At 70.9% G+C, this 21,813-nt stretch carries 20 protein-coding genes; 7 read left to right on the top strand and 13 right to left on the bottom strand.

Annotation, left to right across the window (positions count from 1 at the left end; all coding sequences use genetic code 11):
• Nucleotides 1–72: 72 nt before the first annotated feature.
• The 4 genes from AAEP80_RS12070 to AAEP80_RS12055 all read left to right on the top strand — a co-directional run bounded on the left by AAEP80_RS12070 (nt 73) and on the right by AAEP80_RS12055 (nt 6,234).
• A complete protein-coding gene (locus AAEP80_RS12070) occupies nt 73–1,587 on the top strand; it encodes a DUF3375 family protein (RefSeq protein WP_420364591.1) in 1,515 nt (504 codons plus the stop codon).
• Complete coding sequence (locus AAEP80_RS12065) at nt 1,584–2,339, top strand: DUF4194 domain-containing protein (protein ID WP_420364590.1); 756 nt, start codon at nt 1,584–1,586, stop codon at nt 2,337–2,339. The genes AAEP80_RS12070 and AAEP80_RS12065 overlap by 4 nt, the downstream gene beginning before the upstream one ends.
• Nucleotides 2,336–5,713, top strand: a complete 3,378-nt coding sequence (locus tag AAEP80_RS12060; protein ID WP_420364589.1) for an ATP-binding protein — start codon at nt 2,336–2,338, stop codon at nt 5,711–5,713. The genes AAEP80_RS12065 and AAEP80_RS12060 overlap by 4 nt, the downstream gene beginning before the upstream one ends.
• A gap of 203 nt (nt 5,714–5,916) precedes the next feature.
• Nucleotides 5,917–6,234, top strand: a complete 318-nt coding sequence (locus AAEP80_RS12055) for a hypothetical protein (RefSeq protein WP_420364588.1) — start codon at nt 5,917–5,919, stop codon at nt 6,232–6,234.
• A gap of 162 nt (nt 6,235–6,396) precedes the next feature.
• On the opposite strand, the gene AAEP80_RS12050 is transcribed toward AAEP80_RS12055, so the two are convergent.
• Nucleotides 6,397–7,866 (bottom strand): peptide MFS transporter, encoded by a 1,470-nt coding sequence (locus tag AAEP80_RS12050; protein WP_420364587.1) that lies wholly within the window; start codon nt 7,864–7,866, stop codon nt 6,397–6,399.
• 222 nt (nt 7,867–8,088) lie between these two features.
• Here AAEP80_RS12050 and AAEP80_RS12045 point away from each other — a divergent pair, with 222 nt between their 5' ends.
• The 3 genes from AAEP80_RS12045 (at nt 8,089) to AAEP80_RS12035 (ending at nt 11,448) form a co-directional block, all read left to right on the top strand.
• Nucleotides 8,089–10,197 carry an acyl-CoA dehydrogenase gene (locus AAEP80_RS12045; protein WP_420364586.1) on the top strand — a complete coding sequence of 703 codons (2,109 nt, stop codon included), beginning with the start codon at nt 8,089–8,091 and terminating at the stop codon, nt 10,195–10,197.
• A gap of 61 nt (nt 10,198–10,258) precedes the next feature.
• Entirely contained in the window at nt 10,259–10,858 is a 600-nt protein-coding gene (locus tag AAEP80_RS12040; protein WP_413601985.1) for a DNA-binding protein, read from the top strand.
• A complete protein-coding gene (locus AAEP80_RS12035) occupies nt 10,855–11,448 on the top strand; it encodes a hypothetical protein (RefSeq protein WP_420364585.1) in 594 nt (197 codons plus the stop codon). Before AAEP80_RS12040 ends, AAEP80_RS12035 begins: the two co-directional genes overlap by 4 nt.
• A 54-nt stretch (nt 11,449–11,502) precedes the next feature.
• On the opposite strand, the gene csrA is transcribed toward AAEP80_RS12035, so the two are convergent.
• From csrA to AAEP80_RS11975, 12 genes are all read right to left on the bottom strand, one after another.
• Nucleotides 11,503–11,763 (bottom strand): carbon storage regulator CsrA, encoded by a 261-nt coding sequence (gene csrA, locus AAEP80_RS12030; protein ID WP_402728673.1) that lies wholly within the window; start codon nt 11,761–11,763, stop codon nt 11,503–11,505.
• A 33-nt stretch (nt 11,764–11,796) separates the two neighbouring features.
• Nucleotides 11,797–12,702 carry a hypothetical protein gene (locus AAEP80_RS12025; RefSeq protein WP_420364584.1) on the bottom strand — a complete coding sequence of 302 codons (906 nt, stop codon included), beginning with the start codon at nt 12,700–12,702 and terminating at the stop codon, nt 11,797–11,799.
• Nucleotides 12,677–14,731, bottom strand: a complete 2,055-nt coding sequence (locus tag AAEP80_RS12020; protein ID WP_420364583.1) for a flagellar biosynthesis protein FlhA — start codon at nt 14,729–14,731, stop codon at nt 12,677–12,679. The genes AAEP80_RS12025 and AAEP80_RS12020 overlap by 26 nt, the downstream gene beginning before the upstream one ends.
• Complete coding sequence (locus AAEP80_RS12015) at nt 14,728–15,918, bottom strand: EscU/YscU/HrcU family type III secretion system export apparatus switch protein (RefSeq protein WP_420364582.1); 1,191 nt, start codon at nt 15,916–15,918, stop codon at nt 14,728–14,730. The genes AAEP80_RS12020 and AAEP80_RS12015 overlap by 4 nt, the downstream gene beginning before the upstream one ends.
• Nucleotides 15,919–15,920: 2 nt before the next feature.
• Nucleotides 15,921–16,682 carry a flagellar biosynthetic protein FliR gene (locus AAEP80_RS12010; RefSeq protein ID WP_420364581.1) on the bottom strand — a complete coding sequence of 254 codons (762 nt, stop codon included), beginning with the start codon at nt 16,680–16,682 and terminating at the stop codon, nt 15,921–15,923.
• A complete protein-coding gene (gene fliQ, locus AAEP80_RS12005; RefSeq protein ID WP_402728668.1) occupies nt 16,682–16,957 on the bottom strand; it encodes a flagellar biosynthesis protein FliQ in 276 nt (91 codons plus the stop codon). The genes AAEP80_RS12010 and fliQ overlap by 1 nt, the downstream gene beginning before the upstream one ends.
• Nucleotides 16,957–17,733, bottom strand: coding sequence for a flagellar type III secretion system pore protein FliP (gene fliP, locus AAEP80_RS12000; RefSeq protein WP_281267578.1), 777 nt, complete (start codon nt 17,731–17,733; stop codon nt 16,957–16,959). The genes fliQ and fliP overlap by 1 nt, the downstream gene beginning before the upstream one ends.
• A gap of 110 nt (nt 17,734–17,843) precedes the next feature.
• The gene (locus AAEP80_RS11995) at nt 17,844–18,380 is read right to left on the bottom strand and encodes a FliO/MopB family protein (protein WP_420364580.1); all 537 of its coding nucleotides are present in this window, start codon (nt 18,378–18,380) and stop codon (nt 17,844–17,846) included.
• Nucleotides 18,381–18,386: 6 nt separating this feature from the next.
• Nucleotides 18,387–19,097, bottom strand: coding sequence for a flagellar motor switch protein FliN (fliN, locus tag AAEP80_RS11990; protein WP_402728666.1), 711 nt, complete (start codon nt 19,095–19,097; stop codon nt 18,387–18,389).
• Nucleotides 19,094–19,972, bottom strand: a complete 879-nt coding sequence (locus AAEP80_RS11985) for a flagellar motor switch protein FliM (RefSeq protein WP_420364579.1) — start codon at nt 19,970–19,972, stop codon at nt 19,094–19,096. Before AAEP80_RS11985 ends, fliN begins: the two co-directional genes overlap by 4 nt.
• 68 nt (nt 19,973–20,040) lie before the next feature.
• Nucleotides 20,041–20,982: an OmpA/MotB family protein gene (locus AAEP80_RS11980; RefSeq protein ID WP_420364578.1), complete on the bottom strand. Its 942-nt coding sequence runs from the start codon at nt 20,980–20,982 to the stop codon at nt 20,041–20,043.
• A 2-nt stretch (nt 20,983–20,984) separates the two neighbouring features.
• Nucleotides 20,985–21,812: a motility protein A gene (locus AAEP80_RS11975; protein WP_420364577.1), complete on the bottom strand. Its 828-nt coding sequence runs from the start codon at nt 21,810–21,812 to the stop codon at nt 20,985–20,987.
• Nucleotide 21,813: the final 1 nt, after the last annotated feature.

Below are 21,813 nucleotides of genomic sequence, written 5' to 3'. Positions count from 1 at the left end.
AGCCCGACGCAACCGCGTCGGGCTCTTTTCGTCCCCCAACCGGACACGACCGATCACCAGAGCAAGGGCAGTATGACCGACGTCGACCTCGAGTACGCACGCGTGCGCGCGGTGCTCGACCGCCCGACGCTGCGCCTCATGTCCCGCCCGACGAGTGCCGTCGTGCTCGCGGTGTTCCGCACGGTGTTCGACCGCGACGTGCAGTACGTCCCCGCCGACCGGATGCACCTCCAGGTCGAGGAGCACGTCGCACGGCTGCAGGCGACCGGCGCCAGGGTCCCGGCGAGCGAGAACCCGCAGGACGACGACAAGCGCCCGAACGGCCGAGCGCTCTGCCGTGAATGGGTCGCGGCGCAGTGGCTCGTGCGGTCGAACTCCCCCGACGGTGACGAGCAGTACTCGCTCACGAGCCACGCCCTCGAAGCGCTGAGCCTCGTCGACGCCCTGTCCGCCGACCGGGCCCTGATCAGCGAGAGCCGCCTGGCGATGATCGTCGACGCGGTGCACCGGTGGGCCGCCAGGGCGGAGCCGGACCCGGACGTGCAGATCCGCCGCATCGACGCACAGATCGCCGAACTCCAGGCAGAGCGCGACCGGCTGGCGACGGGTGACGCCCCGACCACCGTCGACGACGACCGGATGCGCGACGGCTACACGAACATCACCGACCTCATCCGCCAGCTCCCGAGCGACTTCAAGCGCGTCGAGGAAGCCGTCGCGTCGATGCACCGCGAGATCGTCGAGGACTTCCGGAACGAGGTCCGTCCGATCGGCGAGATCCTCGACGACTACCTCGCACGCACTGACACGCTCATGGAGGCCACGCCGGAGGGCCGGGCGTTCGAGGGCGCCTTCGAGCTCCTCCGCGACGACGCACTGCTCCTGCGCCTCCGCGACGACATCGCGACGATCCTCGAGCACCCGTTCGCCGAGTCCCTCAACGCCGCGGAGCGCCGGGCCTTCCGCAACACCGTGAGCATCCTCCGGCAGGGCATCGAGGACGTCCTCGCCCAGCGTCGCCTGCTCACCGGGACGCTCCGCGACCAGATCGTCGCGCACGACGTCGTCCGTGACCGCGAGCTCGACGCGGTGCTGCGGAGCGTGAACCGCCGGCTCGCGACGCTGATGGGCGACGGCAGCACCCGCGGCACGCTCCCCCTCGAGCTCCTGCCGCCGGTCGCCGAGATCGGCACCCTGCGCGAGCGCTTCTACGACCCGGACACCGAGGCTGTCCCGCCGCCCATCGAGGAGCCGGACGACGACGTCTTCGACGAGATCGACGTCGACTCCCTCCGACGACACGGCGGGCCACTCCTGACCGAACTCCGCGCGGCACTGCGGTTCAGCATCGCGGCCACCAGCGACGGCGCGTTCCACGAGCTCCCCCCTGAGCAGCGGCGTCCCGTCGAGCTGTTCGGTCTGGCGCACCTGCTGACCGGTCGGGACGACTTCGAGGCCGCGGCCGCAGCCGTCGCGCACGAGACCGTGCGCCCGGACGGCACGGCGGTCGCCTTCACCATGCCGACGGCCGCGTTGACCCCGCGGGATCCGTCCGCAGACGACGACACCACCCTGGAGGCTCGGTGACCGACACGACGTCAGCTCCCGTCGACGAGACGGACGAGTACGACGACCCCACTCCCGTGGAGCAGGACGACGAGCGTGACGAGTCCAGCTTCGCCCTCTTCGAGGGCGACGAGGGCCGGCTCGACGAGCTCCAGCGTCGCGCCTTCGTCGCGCTGCTCCGGCACTCGTACATCAGCGCGCGCACGCACGCGGACGAGTGGCGCGCGGTCCTCGACGCCGAGTACCAGCTCCGGTCCCGGCTGAACGACCTGTTCCTCGAACTGCACGTCGACCGGGACCGCGAGGTCGCGTGGAAGCGTCAGGCCCGTTCGGAGAGCCAGCGCCGCGGGTTCCCGACGCTCCTCCGGGACGTCCCGTACACGCGCGAGGAGACGATCGTCCTCGTCTACCTCCGCATGCGACTCCGCGCCGACGCCCGACCGGGGCCGGACCAGGTCGTCGTCGACCGGTCGGAGATCCTCGGGCACGTCGCCGGGTTCCGGCCCGCCACCGCGACCGACAAGACGCGCGACGAGGGCCGGGTCGCGAAGGCCATCGACCGACTCGTGACCGCGCGGGTGCTCCTCAAGACGAGCGACCCCGACCGCTTCCGCATCGCGAGCGTCGTCGAGGTCCTGCTCCCACTGGAGCGGCTCCTGGAACTCGATCAGTGGCTGGCCAACGTGACCACCGGCGGGGGCTCCGAGCCTGACGAAGCCGAGCCGAGCCTCCAGACCGACACCGACGAAACGGAAGACGAGGACGAGTCGTGACCGACTTCCGGATGGACACCGCCGGCATGCCGGCGCTCTTCGACACCGTCGCGCAGTGGCGCGCCGAGTCCATGCAGGTCGTCAACTGGGGCGGCTTCCACGGCCACCGCCGGGTCGAGCTGTCCGGTGCGGCGACGCTCATCTCCGGCGCATCCGGAACCGGCAAGTCGACCCTCATGGACGCGTACCTCGCCGTGATGATGCCGTCCGACGTGCCGTTCAACGGCGCCTCGAACGACGCGACCACCGGACGGGCGCGGAGTGCGGACCAGCGCAACCTGCTGACGTACCTGCGTGGCAAGGTCGACTCCCGGCGCGACCCGGAGTCCGGGGCGCTCCGCGACGTGAACCTCCGCGGTGACGAGACGGCGACGTGGGGTGCGGTCGCCGTCACGTTCCGGAACGACGACGAGCGGCAGTTCACGGTGCTGCGCGCGTACATCGTGCCGAAGCGCGCCCGTGGTGTCGGCGACATCCAGATGACCATGGCGACCGTGGACGACGACTTCGACCTGCGCCGGCTCGAGGACTTCGTGCCGTCCCGGTTCAGCCACCTCGAGCTCACCGGACGCGTGCCGGGGCTCGTCATCCGCGACACCTACCAGGAGCTCGCGTACACGCTGCAGACGCGGCTCGGGATCGGCGACTCCGGCGGCGGGAACCGGGCGATGCGCCTGCTCGCCCGCATCCAGGCCGGGCAGCACATGCCGACGGTCGACTCGCTGTACAAGTCGCTCGTGCTCGAGACCCCCGGCACGTACGAGGCCGCCGACCGGGCGCTCGCCCACTTCGCCGCGCTCGACGAGGCGTACGAGGCGATGGACACCGAGGAGCGCAAGGTCGCGATCCTCTCCCCCATCACCGAGCTGCACCTGGAGATCGAACGGTCCCGCGCCGCCGCCGAGGCCCTCGACGGCATCGCCACCGGGTCCGAGGTGTCACCGTTCGCGCACTGGACGGCCACCAGGAAGCGTGCGCTGCTCGACGACGAGGTCTCGCGCAACTCGCGCGCCCGGACCGTCGCACGAGCCGAGGTCGAGGCAGCTTCCGCTCGCCACGCCGCGGTCGAGATCGAGCTGCGGGAGGCCGAGGCTCGACTCCGGGACTCCGGGGGCAACGCGCTCGCCCAGCTCGAGGACCGCATCGACCGCGGCACGCGTGATCGCGAGGTCGTGCTCCGTGCACGCGAGGCCTTCGAGTCACGGACGGCACTGCTCGGGGAGGTGCCGACGACCGAGACCGCCTTCGGCACGGCCCAGCGGGACTCGCACGAGTTCCTCGGCACGTTCGGTGCCACCCGCGCCGCGCTCGACGAGCGTCGGGACGCCCTGACGCGAGAGGAGTACCCGCTCCTCGACCGTGAGCGGTCGCTGCGTCAGGAGCGCCAGTCGCTCGAGCACCGGCAGGGCGCGATGCCGCTGCCCATGCACGAGGCACGGGTGGCGATGGCGAACGCCGCCGGCATCGACCCGTCGTCGCTGCCGTTCGTCGCCGAGCTGCTCGACGTCCTCCCGGGTGAGGAACGATGGCGCACGGCGATCGAGTCGGTGCTCGCGCCCGTCGCCCGCACGCTGCTCGTCGACCAGGACCAGCTCGACTCCTTCAGTGCCGCGATCGACTCGCTGCGCATCGGGGTGCGGGTGCAGTTCGAGGGCGTCCCGTCCGGTCCGCACCTGGACCTCGACGGCGACCGGTCCATGGTGTCCGGCAAGCTCGCGATCAAGGACTCCCCCTTCAGCACGTGGGTCCGCTCGCGCATCGAGTCCGACCGGATCGACGCCCGCTGCGTGTCCTCCGCCGCCGAGCTGGGTGATGGCGGCCGCCGTGTGACCGAATCAGGGCAGCTCCGCGACGGCCGACGTGGCGCGCACGGCGACCGCCGCCAGGCGAACGTCATCGGCTTCACGAACGAGGCCCGCGTCGTCGCCGTCGAGACCGAACTCGCCTCCATCGCCGAGGACCTCACCACGCTCGAGGCCCGCCGGACCGACGTCGCGCAGGACATCGCGGCACTCGAGGCCCTCCGCGCCGCCCACCAGCACCGGGTCGACACGACGTGGGAGAGCATCGACGTCGCCGGCGTCGACGCGTCGCTGACGCGCCTGGGCGAGGAACGGGAGGCCGTGCTCGCCGCCGACGACGGGCTGCGGACGCTCCGGGCGTCGGTCGCGAAGCTGCGTGCGGCCCTCGACGAGGCCTCCGACCGTCGATCGGCCGCGCGGCTCACGGTCACACGGCTCGAGGAGCGCCACGCGGTGCTCGTCGACGGGCAGGACGCCGCCGCCGAGATCCTCGAGCGGTTCGAGTCCACGCCGACCGCGGTGCCGGACGAGGAACAGGCACACCTCCTCGAGGAGACGTTCGAGGAGGTCGGCGCACCGGACACCGTCGACGGGTTCGACGACGCGACGAAGCGACTGCGCCGACGACTCGAGGAACGACTCTCGCAGGCCCTCGACGGGGCGGCGTCGGCGTCCAACGCCATGACGCTGACCTTCCAGCGCTACCAGGACGCGTGGCACGACCCGAACCTCGGCACCGGCGTCGCGTCGTACCCCGACTACCGCGCGATCCTCGACCAGATCGTGGCGACAGGGCTGCACGCACGGCGCAGCGAATGGCGTCGCCGCCTGTCGCAGTGGAGTGGCGAGGACCTGGTCCCGCTCGCCGGGGCGTTCGACCGTGCGGTCGTCGAGATCGAGGAGCGGCTGGAGCCGGTCAACGAGATCCTCCGCGACCTGCCGTTCGGTGCGAACCGGGACCGCCTGAAGATCGTCATCCGCCGGGTCACGCGCGAGGACGTCTCGCAGTTCCGTCGCGAGCTCCGTGCGCTGTCGGCCTCGGTCGACGCGGAGCTCACCGACGACGTGCTCGAGACCCGGTTCCGGCGGCTCCGGCGCTTCATGGCGGTCATCCGGGTCGACGCGGATGCGCCGCGAGGACGCACGACCCAGCGCGATGCCGTGCTCGACGTCCGTCGGCACATGGAGATCACGGCCGTGCGGTACGACACCGACGGCAACGACCTCGGCGTGTACTCCTCGCTGGGCGACAAGTCCGGTGGCGAGACGCAGGAGCTCGTCGCGTTCATCGTGGGGGCTGCGCTCCGGTACCAGCTCGGCGACGAGACCCGTCCTCGACCCCGGTTCGCGCCGGTGTTCCTCGACGAGGCGTTCATCAAGGCGGACTCGGAGTTCGCCGGGCGTGCCGTGACGGCGTGGCTCCGGCTCGGGTTCCAGCTCGTGGTCAGTGCCCCGCTCGACAAGGTCACGGCGCTCGAGCCCTCGATGGAGCGGCTGCTGTCGATGCGCAAGCACCCGGAGACCGGCCACTCGTCCATCACGGAGATCGTGCGCGTCCCGTCGGCGTCCTGAGCGCCTTGCGGCCAGGTGCGTCGACCGGTCACGACACCCCGCTCACCGCTGCCGAGCGGTCGCATCCCGTCGGAACGAAGCGTCGCGGGCACCACTTCGTGACCACTCGGCGTACAGCGCGCGGGGTGTTGTGGCCACTCCGGCGGGCGGAGGCAGCGCACTCCTGCAGGTGCCCTCCGGGGGTGGCGCGGTACGGTGACCGCGTGATGTGGAACCGGAAGCGGCGACCGAGCGGCGGCGACTCCGACGGCGCCCGCGGGGCCGGGCTCGGGATCGGGGCACTCGTCCGCGTGGTGGACACGACCGAGGGCGGCGAGCAGTGGGTCGAGGCGGACGGGAGCCCGGAACCGATCGGGCTCATCGTCGCGCCGGGCGGCAACCAGATCGTCGGGTACCCCGGTGTCGGCGAGCCCCTGTCGTGGACCGTCGCGTTCGACGAGCCCGTGTACACGAAGGACGGCCGCGGCCCCTTCGAGCGCGCGACCGTCCTGAGTCGTCAGCTGGTGCCGGTGGAGGCCTAGTACTCCTCGGAACCGCTCTTCATCATGGCGCTGATGGCCATGCACGTGAACACACCACCGACGACGCCGATGCCGATGACGACTGCTCCGACGAGCTCCAGCATGTGATCTCTCCTCGTTCAGGGGGCCGTTGTCCAGCGCGTCGCTGTGGCCACGTCCAGGCTATCGGATCCCGCGCATCAGGCGGAGCACCGGGCGGGCGGACACGAGGAGCAGCACACCGACCACGACGGCGACGAGGCCGAGGATCGCGAAGTACGGCGCCTCGTGCTTCGGGCTGTAGTACTTCGACAGCACACCGGTGACGGCCGTGCCGAGGGACACGGACAGGAAGAACAGCGCGACCATCTGCGTCTGGAACTTCGGGGGTGCGAGCTTCGTCGCGACGGACTGCCCGATCGGCGACAGCAGGAGCTCGGCGATCGTGAAGACGAGCAGGATGCCGACGAGCACGAGCACGGGCGTGCCGTTCCGCCCGGTACCGACGAAGGGCAGGAAGAGGAGGAACGCGATGCCCATGATCCCGGTGCCGAGCGCGAACTTCGTCGGGGTGGACGGCTGGCGGTCGCCGAGCTTGGTCCACATCGCCGCGAAGACGCCGGACAGGACGATGATCATGATCGGGTTGATCGACTGCACCCACGACACCGGCATCTCCCACCCGAAGATGCTCCGGTCGAGGCGCTGGTCGGAGTAGATCGTCACGACGGTGAACTGCTGCTGGTAGAGCGACCAGAACACGGCGCTGCCGATGAACAGCGGGATGAAGGCGAACACGCGGGAGCGCTCGTCCTTCGTCAGCCCGCTCGACAGGATCACGACGAAGTAGACGATCGTGGCGGCGATGACGATCCCGACCACGACGAGCGGCAGGTTGTCGACGTTGAGCAGCCCCGTCAGGACGGCCACGACGACGATCACGAGGCCGACGAGCACGAGCACCCCGACCATCGGGTAGCGGCGCTTCTCGAGTGGGTTCGTGACGTGCCGGACACTGTCGGGCAGCTTGCCGCGGCGGATGCCGTACTGGATCAGGCCGGCTGCCATGCCGACGGCCGCCAGACCGAATCCGAAGTGGAACCCGAGCGACGACTGCAGCAGGCCGGTGAGGATCGGACCGAAGAACGCGCCGATGTTGACGCCGAGGTAGTACAGCGAGAACCCGGCATCGCGACGCGGGTCCTCCTTCGAGTACAGCCCGCCGACGATGGTGGTCGCCGTGGCCTTGAGTCCGCCGGACCCGAGCGCGATGAGCACCAGGCCGACGCCGACGCCGGTGACGCCTGGCAGCACGGCCAGGGCGATGTGTCCGCACATCACGACGATGGCGCTCGCGAACAGCGTCCGGTCCGCTCCGATCAAGCGGTCGGCGATCCACGCCCCGATGATGGTGAAGAGGTACACGGCGCCGCCGTAGGCCCCCATGATCCCGGTCGCGACGTGCTCGTCGATGCCCAGGGCGCCCCGCGAGACGGTGTAGTACATGTAGATGAGGACGATGCCCTGCATCCCGTAGAACGAGAACCGCTCCCAGAGTTCGACCGCGAACGGTGTGGACAGTTCGAAGGGCTGACCGAAGAACGTCCGTTCGCGCTGCTGCGTGTCGTGCCCGGGGGCGGAGGTGCCTGACATGGCGGCCAGTCTGCCCCGCATCCGGGGGACGCGCCCAATCGTCGAGTGGTCCTCAGAGCACGCGGTTGCGACGCGATTGGAGGGTTCCCACCACCCCTCCGCTCCGTCACGCGCGCCGCGTTGTCGGCCGCGCACGGCTCTCGTGCGGCACTCGGCGTGGGTGCCTAGGTTGGAACGGCAACACCGGCAGCACGAGGACAGAGCAGTTCAGGAGAGCGCACGATGGTCGACACCGCACCCGTCACGAACACCGGCAGCACCGGCAGCGCAGGGACCCCGAAGGCCGACGCCGCCGGAGACCCGGCAGCCGGTACCCCGAAGGCCGGGACCGACACGGACGTGCGCATCGACGTCGACCTGCTCTCGGAGCACCTGCTCGGGCGCTGGGCCGAGGACCGCCGCATCTCCCGCCGTCTGGTCCGCGACCCCGCCCTGCACAAGGTCGAGGGGCTCACGATCGCCGAACACCGTGCCCGCGCCTTCGACCAGCTCCGCATCCTGCAGGAGAACGGCGCCATCCAGCGCCCCTACCCGCCGGAGCTCGGCGGCCAGGACAACCACGGCGGCAACCTCGCGGCCTTCGAGGAGCTGACGACCGCGGACCCGTCGCTCCAGATCAAGGCCGGCGTGCAGTGGGGGCTGTTCGGCTCCGCGGTCCACCACCTCGGCACCGAGCGGAACCACCGCGAGTTCCTCCCCGGCATCATCGGGTTCGACGTGCCCGGGTGCTTCGCCATGACGGAGACCGGCCACGGCTCCGACGTGCAGAACATCGCGACGACGGCGACGTACGACGCGGACGCGCAGGAGTTCGTCGTCCACACGCCGTTCCGCGGTGCGTGGAAGGACTACATCGGCAACGCCGCGCTGCACGGCAAGGCAGCCGTCGTGTTCGCGAAGCTCGTCACGCAGGGCGTCGACCACGGCGTGCACGCCTTCTACGTGCCGCTCCGCGACGACGACGGCGCGTTCCTGCCGGGTGTCGGCGGCGAGGACGACGGCGTCAAGGGCGGTCTGAACGGCATCGACAACGGCCGACTGCACTTCGACCACGTCCGGATCCCCCGCACGAACCTGCTGAACCGCTACGGCGACGTCGCCGAGGACGGCACGTACTCGTCGCCGATCGAGTCTCCCGGTCGTCGGTTCTTCACGATGCTCGGCACCCTCGTGCAGGGCCGTGTCTCGCTCGACGGCGCAGCGGTGGTGGCGCAGAAGATCGGCCTGCAGATCGCCCTGACCTACGCGATGCAGCGCCGGCAGTTCCCCACCGGCGGCGGTGAGGAGGGCGTCCTGCTCGACTACGGACGCCACCAGCGCCGGCTCATCCCGCGACTCGCGACGGTGTTCGCGCAGTCGTTCGCGCACGAGAAGCTCCTGCGGACGTTCGACGACGTCTTCAGCGGCCGACTGGACACCCCGGAGCGCCGCGAGGACCTGGAGACCGAGGCGGCCGCGTTCAAGTCGATGTCGACCTGGTACGCGCTCGACACCCTGCAGGAATGCCGCGAGGCGTGCGGCGGTGCCGGATTCCTCGCCGAGAACCGGCTCACGAGCCTCCGCGCCGACCTCGACGTCTACGTGACGTTCGAGGGCGACAACACCGTGCTCCTCCAGCTCGTCGGCAAGCGGCTCCTCACCGAGTTCCGCAAGCAGGCACCCCGCGACGCCGCCTCGACCGCGAAGTTCGTCGCCGCCCAGGTCGGTACGAAGCTCGCCGACGCGAGCGGCATCCGTCGCCTCGGGCAGACCGCGAAGGACCGCGGGTCGCTCGCCGCCAGTGTGGCCGATCTCCATGACCCCGCGACGCAGCGCGACCTGCTCAGCGGTCGCGTGGACACGATGGTCGCCGAGATCGGCATGCGCCTGAACACCGCGGGCAAGGACCGCGCACGGCAGGCCCTGCTCCTCAACCGGTCGCAGCACGAGCTCATCGAGGCGTCCAAGGCGCACGCGGAACTCATGCAGTGGGAGGCGTTCACCGACGCCATCGAGGAGGTGCCGGTCGGCGACACCCGCCGCGCGCTGGTCTGGCTCCGCGACCTGTTCGCGCTCGGGCTGCTCGAACAGCACCTCGAGTGGTACCTGCTGCACGGACGGCTGTCCGCACAGCGTGCCCGTGCGGTGTCGGCGTCCATCGACCGGCTCATCGCCCGGATCCGTCCGCTGGTCCCCCAGCTCATCGAGTCGTTCGGCTACGAGCCGGAGCACGTCCGCGCGCCGATCGCCCTCGGCGCGGAGCAGCGGCGCCAGGACGAGGCCCGTGCGTGGTTCGCCGCAGAGCGCGCCGCGGGACGGCTGCCGGAGCAGGAGAAGAAGCCCCGTCCGTGATCAACCTCAGCGGGTTGATTTCGGCATTATCAACCTTGTATGGTTGATCGCGGAGGTGGCCATGTACGCACTCACCGTCGATCAGGTCGACAGTCGGAACGGCGACGACCGCGTCGAGGGGACCATGCGCGAACTCCTCGGCGCGCTCGACGACGTCGTGCTCGCGCCCGAACGCACCGCAGGTGACGAGTTCCAGCTGCTGACGAGCTCGCCGGAGACCACCCTCGACGCGCTGCTGCGCCTGACCCGGACCGGCGGGTGGAGCATCGGCATCGGCATCGGCGACGTGGACGAGCCACTGCCCGCCTCCACCCGGGCCGCCTCCGGTTCCGCGTTCATCCGCGCCCGCGACGCCGTGGAGCGGGCGAAGCGCAACCCCGAGCACCTCGCGGTCGAGATCGACCCTGATCGGCGGTTGCGGGGGAACGACGTGGAGCCGATCCTCCGACAGACCGTGCGGCTCCGTGCCCGACGATCGCCGGAGGGCTGGCAGCTGGCCGACCTGCTCGCGAAGGGGGTCTCGCGTCCCGATGCCGCCGAGGAGCTCGGCATCACCCCCCAGGCGGTCGCGAAGCGGTTCGCCGCCGCAGACCTGCGCGACGAGGACGTCCTGCACGCGGCCCTGGTCCGGCTGCTCGCGGACGCGGACGAGCGGGCATGATCGGCGTGGAAGCAGCCTGGGTCGGCTTCGTGGTCGTCACCCTCGCGGCCGCCGTGTTCTCCGTGCTCCCCCGGCTCGGCCCCGTGGTCCGCGCGGTACCCGCCGCGGTCATCGTGCTCGGCGCACTCGTCCTCACGGCGTTCGACGTCCGGCCGGAGCCGCCGTCGACCGTGCTCGGCACCCTCGCGGCACTGAGCGTCGCGCTCCTCGGCATCGTCGCGGGCAGCGCCGTCACGAACGCCGCGCTCCGGCTCTCGACGCGGACCACGATCCCCGCTGGGACGCACGGCGGCATCCTCGTGGTCGCGTCGAGCGGTCCCGCCGCGCGCGGTCCCACCGCGACGGGAGCGACGCCCACGACGAAGGAGGTCCTCCGCGGTGGTGCCGCCATCGGGGACCTCGAGCGCTTCGCCGTGATCGGCGCGGCCGCGATCGGTCACCTGGAGCTCATCGCGGCGGTGATCGCGATCAAGGGGCTCGGCAGGTTCTCCGAGCTCGACAGTGCCGAGGCGCGTGAGCGCTTCATCGTCGGCACCCTGACGAGCATGCTCTGGGCCGGCGCGGCAGCGGCAGCGGTCCTGCTCCGCTGACCTTCAGCCCGAGGTGGCCCTCAGCCCGAGGTGGCCCTCAGTCCGAGGTGCCCTTCAGTCCGAGGACGGAGACGACGGACCGGCTCCGCCGCCGAGTGCCTCACGCAGTCGCGCCTCGGCATCGTCGGACGCGGTCCGCGTCGCCTCGACGTTGGCCTCGGCCACGGCACGGACGACCTCTTCACGCTGGATCTTGACACCGCGGGGCGCATCGATCCCGATGCGCACGCCGTCGCCGCGGGAGTCGAGCACCGTGATGACGATGTCGTCCCCGATGAGGATCCGCTCGCCGACCTTCCGCGTGAGTACCAGCACCCGGACAGCCTAGCGACCGCCGGAAGCAATCCGTCAGAGCACGCGGACCGGCAGGCCGAGTTCGTGCACGGAGTCCGGCGTCGCGGTCTCGGACGCCCCGATGGACAGCACACCGGCCACGGTCACCACGGATGCCACCGCCGACACCATGGCGCGGCTGTCCTCGGTCTTCCGCCCGGCATCCACGACGACCCACACCTGGTCGGGCACGAGACCGTCGAGCGTCCGGCGGTCGTCCCACGTCGCGACACCGAGCAGCGCGTACCCCTCGCGGACGCCGTCGGCCCTGGCGAGGATCCCGCCCCGGCGATCGCTGGCATCGGTGGCACGCAGGTCGTGCCGCGCCGCGAACAGCCCGGCGGCGGCGTCGACGTCCCCGGCGCGGCCGACGAGCACGACGAGGTCACCGTCGGCCGACAGCACGGCCGGCACCGACGGCCGCCCCGCGGCCAGGACCCGTCGCGACGCGGCCGCGTCGACGTCGGTGACGGTGGACGGGCCTCCCGGCATCACCGCAGCACCGGACGGGAGGCTCGGATCGCCACCCTCGGGACGACCTGCGCCCGCCGCGGGGCCGGGTGCGATCCCGTCGGCGACGAAGCCGTCGAGTACCGACGCGAACGCGTCGGCACGCGTCGACGACGTCCCGTCGGCGGCGGCGATGCGGGCCTCGGCCTCGTCGGCGTCAGCCAGCAGGGCGGCGATCCCGACGCGCACCGCAGGACCGTCGGCGATCGCGACCCGCGCCGTCGGCACGTCGGTGGTGTCGAGCACCTCGACGGTCGCCTCGACGTGCGCACGGCGGAACAGCCCGCCGATCCCGCCGCTCGTGACCTTCTCGGCCGAGACGATCCTGGCTGCGGGGCCGAACTCGGCGCGGACGGCGTCGCGGACGTCGTCGAGCGTCGCGGCGCTACGCTGCAATCGGGTCGGCGGCACGGACCACTCCAACGGTCTCGATGGTGGATCCCGCTGCCGTGGCCTCCTGGTAGGAGAGCACGGGCAGGCCGTTCGACTGCGCGGACACCATCCGGTGCACGGCCGGACGGAGCTGCGGTGCGCAGACGAGCACGGCGGAGAGGCCCTGCTCCTCGACGTTCCGGACGGCATCGCGCACGGAGCCCAGGACCTGCTCGATGCGGTGCGCGTCGAGGACGATCTGGGTCCCCTGCTCGGACGGCCGGAGCCCCTCGAGCATCGACTGCTCGAGCAGGGGGTCGATCATGATGACGCGGAGCACGCCCTCCTCGAGGTGGCGCGCGGGCAGCGCCGGGCCGAGCGCGGCGCGTGCGGCCTCGACGAGCCCCTCCGGGTCGGTCGAGACCTTCGCGCGGAGGGTCAGCGCCTCGCAGATCCGGCCGAGGTCGTTGATCGGGACACGCTCGACGAGCAGCCCCTGCAGGACGCGCTGGAGCTCGGCCATCGAGAGCATGCCCGGCACGAGTTCCTCGACCGCGGCGGGGTTGACCTGCTTGACGCCCTCCGTGAGGACCTTGACGTCCTCGCGGGTGAGCAGGCGCGCGGCGTTGTCGCCGATGACCGCCTGCAGGTGGGTGACGAGGACGGAGACACGGTCGATCACGGTGGCGCCGGTCATCTCCGCGGCGTGCCGGAGCTCGGCGGGGACCCACTTGCCGGCGAGCCCGAACACCGGCTCGACGGTGGCGTCTCCCGGGAGCCCGTCGAGCTGGTCGCCGAGCGCCAGGACGCTGCGTGCCGGAGCCGTGCCACGACCGGCCTCGACGCCGGCGATCCGGATCGCGTAGGTCGACGGCGGCAGGTCGATGCTGTCCCGGGTGCGGACCGGCGGCACCACGACGCCCATGTCCATCGCGATCTTCCGGCGGAGTGCCCGGACCCGGCCGAGCAGGTCGTCCGACGCGCCGGACACCATGTCGACGAGGTCGGGCGCCAGCAGGATCTCGAGGGCGTGCACGCGCATCTGCTCGACGAGGTCCTCCGGGGAGTCGCCGGTGGGTGCAGCGGCTTCGAGTGCCTGCTGCTGCTCCGCCTGCTGTTCGGCGCGGGCGGCGTTCCGCCCGATGCGCCAGCCCGTGAAGAGGAGCGTCGCGCCGACGAGCAGGAACGGCAGGATCGGCATGCCGGGGATGAACCCCATCGCGATCGCTGCCACACCGGCGATCATGAGCGCGTTCCTGGACTGTCCGAGCTGCGTCGCAGCCGATGAGCCCATCTCGGACTCGGCACCGGATCGGGTCACGATCATGCCGGTCGAGACGGCCATCAGGAGCGCGGGGATCTGTGTGACGAGCCCGTCGCCGATCGTGAGGATGCCGTACTTCGACAGCGCGTCCGTGATCGAGAGGCCGTTCTGCAGCATCCCGATCGCGATGCCGCCGATCAGGTTGATGACGATGATGAGGATGCCTGCGATCGCGTCGCCCTTGACGAACTTCGACGCACCGTCCATCGCGCCGTAGAAGTCGGCCTCGGCGGAGACCGCGGCGCGACGCTCCTTCGCCTGCACGTCGGTGATGAGGCCGGCGTTGAGGTCGGCGTCGATCGCCATCTGCTTGCCGGGCATCGCGTCGAGGGTGAAGCGTGCCCCGACCTCGGCGACGCGCTCTGCACCCTTCGTGACGACGACGAACTGGATGACGACGAGGATCAGGAAGATCACCGCGCCGATGATGATCGAGCCGGAGACCGCCACGTGACCGAACGCCTGGATCACGTCGCCGGCGAACCCCTCGCCGAGCACGAGCCTGGTCGACGCGACGTTGAGCCCGAGCCGGAACAGCGTGGCGACGAGGAGCAGCGACGGGAACACCGAGAAGTCGAGCGGCTTCTTCACGAACAGCGTCGTGAGCAGGATCACCAGCGCCAGCAGGATGTTGCAGATGATCAGGAAGTCCAGCAGGAAGGACGGCACCGGCAGGATCAGCAGCAGGATGATGCCGACGATGAAGACCGGGACGGCGAGCTTCGGCAGGTCCTTGCGGTTCATGCTGGCACCTCTTCGGGAGTCGGGTTCGTGCGTGGCGTGCGGAGCTTGCGGGGGCGGAGGTCCCCGGTCAGGGTCGCCGGGTCGAGGACGGTGGCGACCTCGTCCGGCGTGGTCGGCCGCGGTGGTGCGTGCGTCCCGGCCGCGGCGCCCTTGGCCTTGAGCGCCATCACGAAGGAGAGCACCCGGGCGACCGGCGTGTAGAGGTCGACGGGGACCTCCTGCCCGAGCTCGCACGCCGCGTGCAGGGCACGGGTCAGCGGGACGTCGCGGACGATCGGCACCCGCGCCTCCAGCGCTCGGTCGCGGATGAGCGACGCGACGGGACCCGCGCCCTTCGCGACGACGCGCGGCGCGGACTTGCCAGGCTCGTACCTGAGCGCGACGGCGTAGTGCGTCGGGTTCGTCATCACCACGTCCGCGGTGCCGATGGACTGGATCATCCGGTTCCGGCTCATCGCGAGCTGCCGGGAGCGCCGCTGGCCCTTGACGAGCGGGTCGCCCTCTGCGGTCTTGTTCTCGTCCTTGACCTCGCGCTTGGTCATCATGGTGCGCTTGCGGTTCCGGCGGATCACGACGAACACGTCGAGCGCCGCGAGCACCAGCCCGGCGGCGATGGCGGCGCGCAAGAGGGTCCCCGCACCCTCGCCGGCGGCGGAGAGCACGGCGGACAGGGGCAGCGAGCCGCTCGTCATGAGCACGGGAACGAGCCCCTGGACGGCGAACCAGAGCACGAGGCCGACGACCGCGGTCTTCACGAGGGCCTTCACACCGTTCCAGAGCGCCTGGGTCCCGAACACCCGCTTGATGCCCTGCACGGGGTCGAAGTGCTCCGGCGTCGGGGCCAGGGAACGGAAGTGCACGCCGCCCTGTGCGACGGCCGCCGCTGTGACGCCGACGAGCACCACCAGGAGCATCGGGCCGAGCGTCGCCCCGAGCGAGCCCATCGCCTCGTCGAACACCCCGCGCATCGTGCCGATCGTCGGGTCGGCGATGACGACGCGCACGGCGTCCAGCTGCGCCTGCCCCGCTGCGGCCGCCTTGCCGATGGTCGCCGGCACCATGAGCGCGGCGACGGCGATGCCGATCCACGCGCCGAGGTCCTGGGAACGGCCGAGCTGGCCCTTCTTGTGGACCTCCTTCATCCGCTTGGCGGTGGCCTTCTCGGACTTCTCACCGGAGTCGGACATGCTCACCCCCTCCCTGTGATCGCCTGCACGGCGTCACCGGTCAGCGACGAGACGATCGACGGCAGCGCCATGAAGAGCGCACCGGCGAAGATCACCGTCAGGCCGATCTTGATCGGGAATCCCATCTGGAAGGCGTTGAGCGCCGGTGCCACACGGGTCAGGAGCCCGAGGCCGACGTCGGCGAGGAACAGGACGACCACGAGCGGCCCGGCGATCTGCAGCGTCGCGAGGAACATCTGCGACAGCGCGGTGACGAGCACGGACGCCACCCCGCCGAGCGCGAAGGATCCGTCCACGAGCGGCACCGCGTCGAACGACCGGACGAGTCCGGCGACGATGAGCTGGTACCCGCCCGATGCGAAGAGCAGCGCGAGCGCGGCCATCTGGAACAGCCGGGTGAACTGCGCGCCGTTCACCTGCGACTGCGGGTCGTACGCCTGCGCGAGCGTGAACCCGCCGAACAGGTCGATGAGTGCGCCGGCGGACTGCACGGCCGCGAACACGAGGTACACCAGGAAGCCGAGCACCAGGCCGACGACGAGCTGCGTCACGAGGGCGATGACGAACGCCCCGGTGTCGAGCGACTCGTACCCGGCGGTGACCCGTGGCGCGACGCCGACGGCGAGGCCGAGCGCGAGGATCACCTTGACCGTCGCGGGGAACGCCTTGTACGAGAACGGCGGCGCGATCACGAAGAACGCGATCATCCGCACGCCCGCGAGCATGGTGCCCTCGAGCGAGTCGAAGTCGATGGCCAGTTCCATCAGCCCACCCCGAGGAGCTTCGGGATCTGGTCGAACGCGAAGTGCGTGAACGCGACCATCTCCGAGATCATCCAGTTGCCGCAGACGACGAGCGCGACGGCGACGGCCAGGGCCTTCGGCACGAACGAGAGCGTGACCTCCTGGATCTGGGTGACCGACTGGAACAGCGAGATCGCGAAGCCCACGACGAGCGACGTCACGAGGACGGGTGCGGCGAGCTTGCCCGCGACCATGAGGGCCTGCAGGACGAGATCGATGACGGCTTGCTGGTCCACTAGTGCACCACCTGGTAGCTCTCGATGAGCGACTTGATGATGAGCCCCCACCCGTCGACCAGCACGAAGAGCAGGATCTTGAACGGCAGCGAGATCATCACCGGCGGGAGCATCATCATGCCCATCGACATCAGCGCCGCGGAGACGACGAGGTCGATGACGAGGAACGGGATGAAGATGACGAACCCGATGATGAACGCGCTGCGGAGCTCGGAGATGATGAACGCCGGGATCACCGTGGTCATCGGCACGTCGGCCATCGTCTTCGGGTTGTCCTGACCGGCAGCGCGCGTGATGAGCGCGACGTCCTCCTCGCGCGTCTGGTGCAGCATGAACGTCCGGAGCGGCTTCGTGCCGATGTCGACGGCCTGCTGGAAGTCGATGTGCCCCGCCAGGTAGGGCTGGAGCGCGTCGTCGTTGATGTGCCCGATCACCGGCGCCATCACGAACAGCGACAGGAACAGCGCCAGGCCCGCGAGCACCTGGTTCGGCGGGATCGACTGCAGCGCGAGCGCGTTCCTGGTCATCGCGAGGACGACGAAGATCTTCGTGAACGACGTCATCATCAGCATCAGCGCCGGGGCGACGCTCAGCAGCGTGATCCCGATGAGCGTCACGACGGCAGAGGACGGCTGCCCGTCCGGCCCGTTCACGCTGACGGAGAACCCGCCGGTGGACGGCGACGCCGGCGCGGACGGCGTGGCCGGGGCGGTCGGCTGGACGACCCCGGTCGCGTGCGCGCCGGTCGCGGTGAGCATGAGGAACCCGGCGACCATCGCCAACCCGAGCAGGACCAGCAGGACGAGTCGTCCCACTCGGCTCGGCCGGTCCGCCGCTGGCGCGTCGGCCCGGAACCGGCGAGCGGGGCCCACGGTGCGCGCGGCGGTCACCCGGCCCGCCGGGAACGGAGGGCGGCGGCGGCCTGCCGCCAGGTGTCGGCGGACAGGATCGAACCCTGGAGCTGCGCGGACGTCGGGACGACCGTGCGCTGGGCACGACGGTTGCGTGGGCGCATGGGCAGCGGCTCCGCCGCGTCGGACGGGAGGCTCGTGGTGGCGTCGGTCTGCACAGCCAGTTCCTGACGGAACTGCTCCGCCGACGGGGTCGGACGCACGGGCAGCGCGACCGGACCGGTCACGATCGTCAGTTCCGGTGCGGGTGCCGCACCGCTCGTGAGCAGGCTGACGCCGTGCTCGGTCACGCCGAGCACGAGGCGCTCCCCCTCGACGTCCACGACGACGACGCTCGCCTTGCCGCCGATGCCCTGTCGAGCGACGACCTCCACCGCGGCGGAACGACGTCCCCGCGGCTTCTTCCCCGCGCCGAACTGGCCCTTCGACACGCGGCGGTGCAGCACCCACATCAGGGCGAGCACGACGCCGAGCGAGAGCGCGACGCGGAGGGTGATGACGAGCGTGTCCACGTCGGGTCAGAGGCTTTCGGCGACGTCGAGGATCTTCGTGATGCGCACGGCGTAGTCCTGGTCGACGACGACGACCTCGCCGTGCGCGATGAGCCGACCGTTGAGCAACACGTCGGCCGGGGCACCGGCGGAACGGTCGAGCTCGACGACGGCGCCCGGCTCCATGCCGAGCACGTCGCGGACGGACATCCGGGTGCGACCGATCTCGACGGTCAGCGTCATCTCGACGTTGTTGATCCGGCCGAGGTTCCCGGCGGGGATCGACACGTGCTGCACCGGCGCGGCGCCGACGGTGCCGTTCTCGCGGATGCGGATGCCGAACCAGCCGCCGGGGAGCCCGCCGGCGGTGAGCTCGAACACCACCGTGTCCGGGTCGGCGAACAGCGACGCGGCGGACTCACGACGGGCCTCGCCGAGGACACCGACACCGAGCGCCGACACCGCGGCCTCGAGCGACGGACGGAGCACGTCGGTGACCGCCACGAGGCCGTGGTCGGTTCCGCCGGCGGCGGCGATCTGGTCCAGGTCGGTCAGGACCACCGCGAGGTCAGCGGACAGCCCGCCGACGAAGGACGCGACCACACCGTCGACCGCAGCCTCCAGGACGGAGGCGGTCGAGCCTCCAGGCAGTGCCAGCGCGCGGAGGGGCGCCGCCGTCGGGAGCTGCGCGACGAGTGCCTCGGCGGCACCGGTGTGGAGGGTGGTGGTGGCGGTCATGCGGGGAGCTCCGATGTGGTGGTGACGACGATGCCGGCGAGGCGCGAGCCGTTCGCGCCGACGGCGGCGGTGCCGACGGGCTCGCCGTCGACCGCGATGGTGAGGGGACGGTGCTGCGGGTGCGGCAACGGCAGCAGGTCGCCGACGGCGAGGCGCAGGACCTGCGACGGCAGGACGGCGGCCGGGGCGAAGCGCAGCGAGACGCCGACCGGGACGCTCGCGAGCTGGGCGTCGAGGAGGACGCGGGCGTCGGCGGACGACACCGTCTCCGCGGCCTCGCCGAGCTGCGGGAGCACGGCCTCGGCCGGCAGGGCGAGGGTGCCGGGGGCGATGCGGTCGCCGACGCGGATCTCGAAGGACGCCACGATCATCAGGTCGCCCTTCTGCGCGGCCTGGGCGAACTGGGAGTTGTACTGGAAGCCGCCGACGGCGACGTCGTGCGTGAGGAGTCCGCCGAACGAGTAGCGGAGGTCGTCGAGGGCGTCCTCGATGATCTTGCGGACCAGGGCCTGCTCGATCGGTGTGAAGGTGCGGTCCGGCGCGGGCAACGGCTTCGAGGCGCCGAGCGCGTGCGACACCCACGTCAGGGCGGCGTCGAGCGGGACCTGCAGCACGCCCTTCGGGGTCGTGTCGGCGATCGGCAGCAGCGCCATGCCCGTCAGCGCCGGCAGGGACGCGGCGTACTCGTCGTACGTCATCATCTGGACCTGCTCGCACGTGACCTGGCTGACCACGCGGACCTTGGCGGTCAACTGGGTGCCCCACTGCCTGGCGAAGGTCTCGAAGGCGAGCTCGAGGACCCGTGCGTGCTCGCGGGCGAGCGTCGACGGGCGCGCAAAGTCGTACACCTCGGGCGCTGGCAGGGTCTCGGTCACGGGTGGGTCTATCGGGTGGACCCGTCCCACCCGTCAGTGCTGTGCCCACTTCTGGGGGCCGGAGGGTGTCAGCCGGATCGCGCCCCGTCCTGCGCCTTCGCCAGCGCCGGCATGAGTGCGCTGACGTCCTGGTCGGCGTTCGACAGCACCACGATGTCGACGCGTCGGTTCAGCGCGAGGTCCTGGTCGGTGCTCCCCTTCGCGAGCGGCCGGCTCGACCCGAAGCCGACGCTCTGGATGCGGTCGGCCGGCATCCCACCGCGTTCGACCAGGTCGCGGAGGACCCCGGTGGCGCGGGCGGCGCTGAGCTCCCAGTTCGTCGCGTACGGGGCGGTCGAGTTCCGCTGGTCGGCGTGGCCCTCGACGCTCACGTCGTGGTCCGCCGTCTTCAGGACCGGGGCGATCGCGTCCATGATCGCCTTCGCCTGGTCGGACAGGTCGGCGCTGTTCGTGCCGAAGTACGTCTCACTACCGACCAGCCGCACGGTGAGCCCGCGGGCGTCGACGGTGAACTGCACGTTGGTGGTCTGCCCGGCCTTGTCGAGGTTGGCCTTGATCGCCGCCTCGATCGCCTGCAGGTCGTCGAGCTCCTGCTTCGCGGCGGCGACGTCCTGCTTGGTCGCGCTCGCCGGGACGGCCGGGACGGCACTCGACGCCGGGTCCGTGTTGGTGTCCTTGCTGCCGGACGCCGCGGTGGAGTGGTCGGCCTTCGCGTTGTCGACCGAGTAGCCCTTGCCGTCGGTGACCTCGTTCTTCTTCACGACGGTGCCGCTCGCGGTGTCGATCTTGTCCGTCTTGACCTCGCCGAACCCGGTGGCGAGCGAGGTCTTCAGCGCGATGTACTTCTGCTGGTCCACCGTCGACATCGCGAACAGCACGAGGAACATGCACATCAGGACGGTGATCATGTCCATGTACGACGCCATCCAGCGCTCGTCGGGGTGCTCGGCCTCGTCGTGCCCGCCCTTCTTCGACCGTCCACGACCGCGTCCACGGGGGTTCGCACTCATCGTCAGGCCGCCAGCTGCTGGTCGTCGACGGACTCGCCCTTGCCGGACTTGCCCTTGCCCTTCGCCGCGGCACCGTCGCCCCTGGCAGCCGGCGGAACCATCGCCTTGAGGCGTTCACCGAGCAGCCGCGGCTGGCTGCCGGCCTGCACCGCGAGCAGTCCCTCCATCAGGAGCGTCTGACGGTCGGACTCGAGCTGCGCGAGCTTGCGGAGCTTCCCGCCGATCGGCAGCCAGAGGAAGTTCGCGGTGAGGAGGCCCCAGAGCGTCGCGACGAAGGCGCTCGCGATGAGCGGGCCGAGCTCGTCCGGCTTGCCGAGGTTCGCGAGCACGTGGGTCAGCGACACCACGGTGCCGATGATGCCGACGGTCGGGGCGAAGCCGCCGAGGCCCATGAAGAACGAGCTGGCGCTGCGGACCGGCGCCGCGTTCGACTCGATCTCGTCCTCGAGCAGGATCCGGAGCTCGTCGCCGTCGGTGCCGTCCGCGATGTTCTGCAGGGCCTTCTTCATGAACGGGTCCGAGTGCTTGTCGGCCTCCTGCTCGAGCGCGAGCAGGCCGTTCGAGCGGGCGACCTCGGCGAGGCTCACGACGTCGTCGATGACCGACGCCGGCGGGGTGACCTTGCCGGTGAACGCCTTCGGCACCGACTTGAACGACGCGATGGCGTCCTTCAGCGTGGTGCTCGCGATGCCGCAGCCGATGGTGGCGCCGAAGACGAGCAGCATCGGCGCGGGGAGGAACAGGCCGGCGAGCTCGACGTGCTCCATCTCGACCATGCCGAACAGGGCGCCGAAGGCGAGCAGGATCCCGACGATCGTTGCGATGTCCACG

The organism is Curtobacterium sp. L3-7, from assembly GCF_048756585.1.
Lineage (GTDB): Bacteria > Actinomycetota > Actinomycetes > Actinomycetales > Microbacteriaceae > Curtobacterium.
Note: the sequence above shows the minus strand (reverse complement) of the source record. Positions and strands in the feature narration are given on the sequence as shown.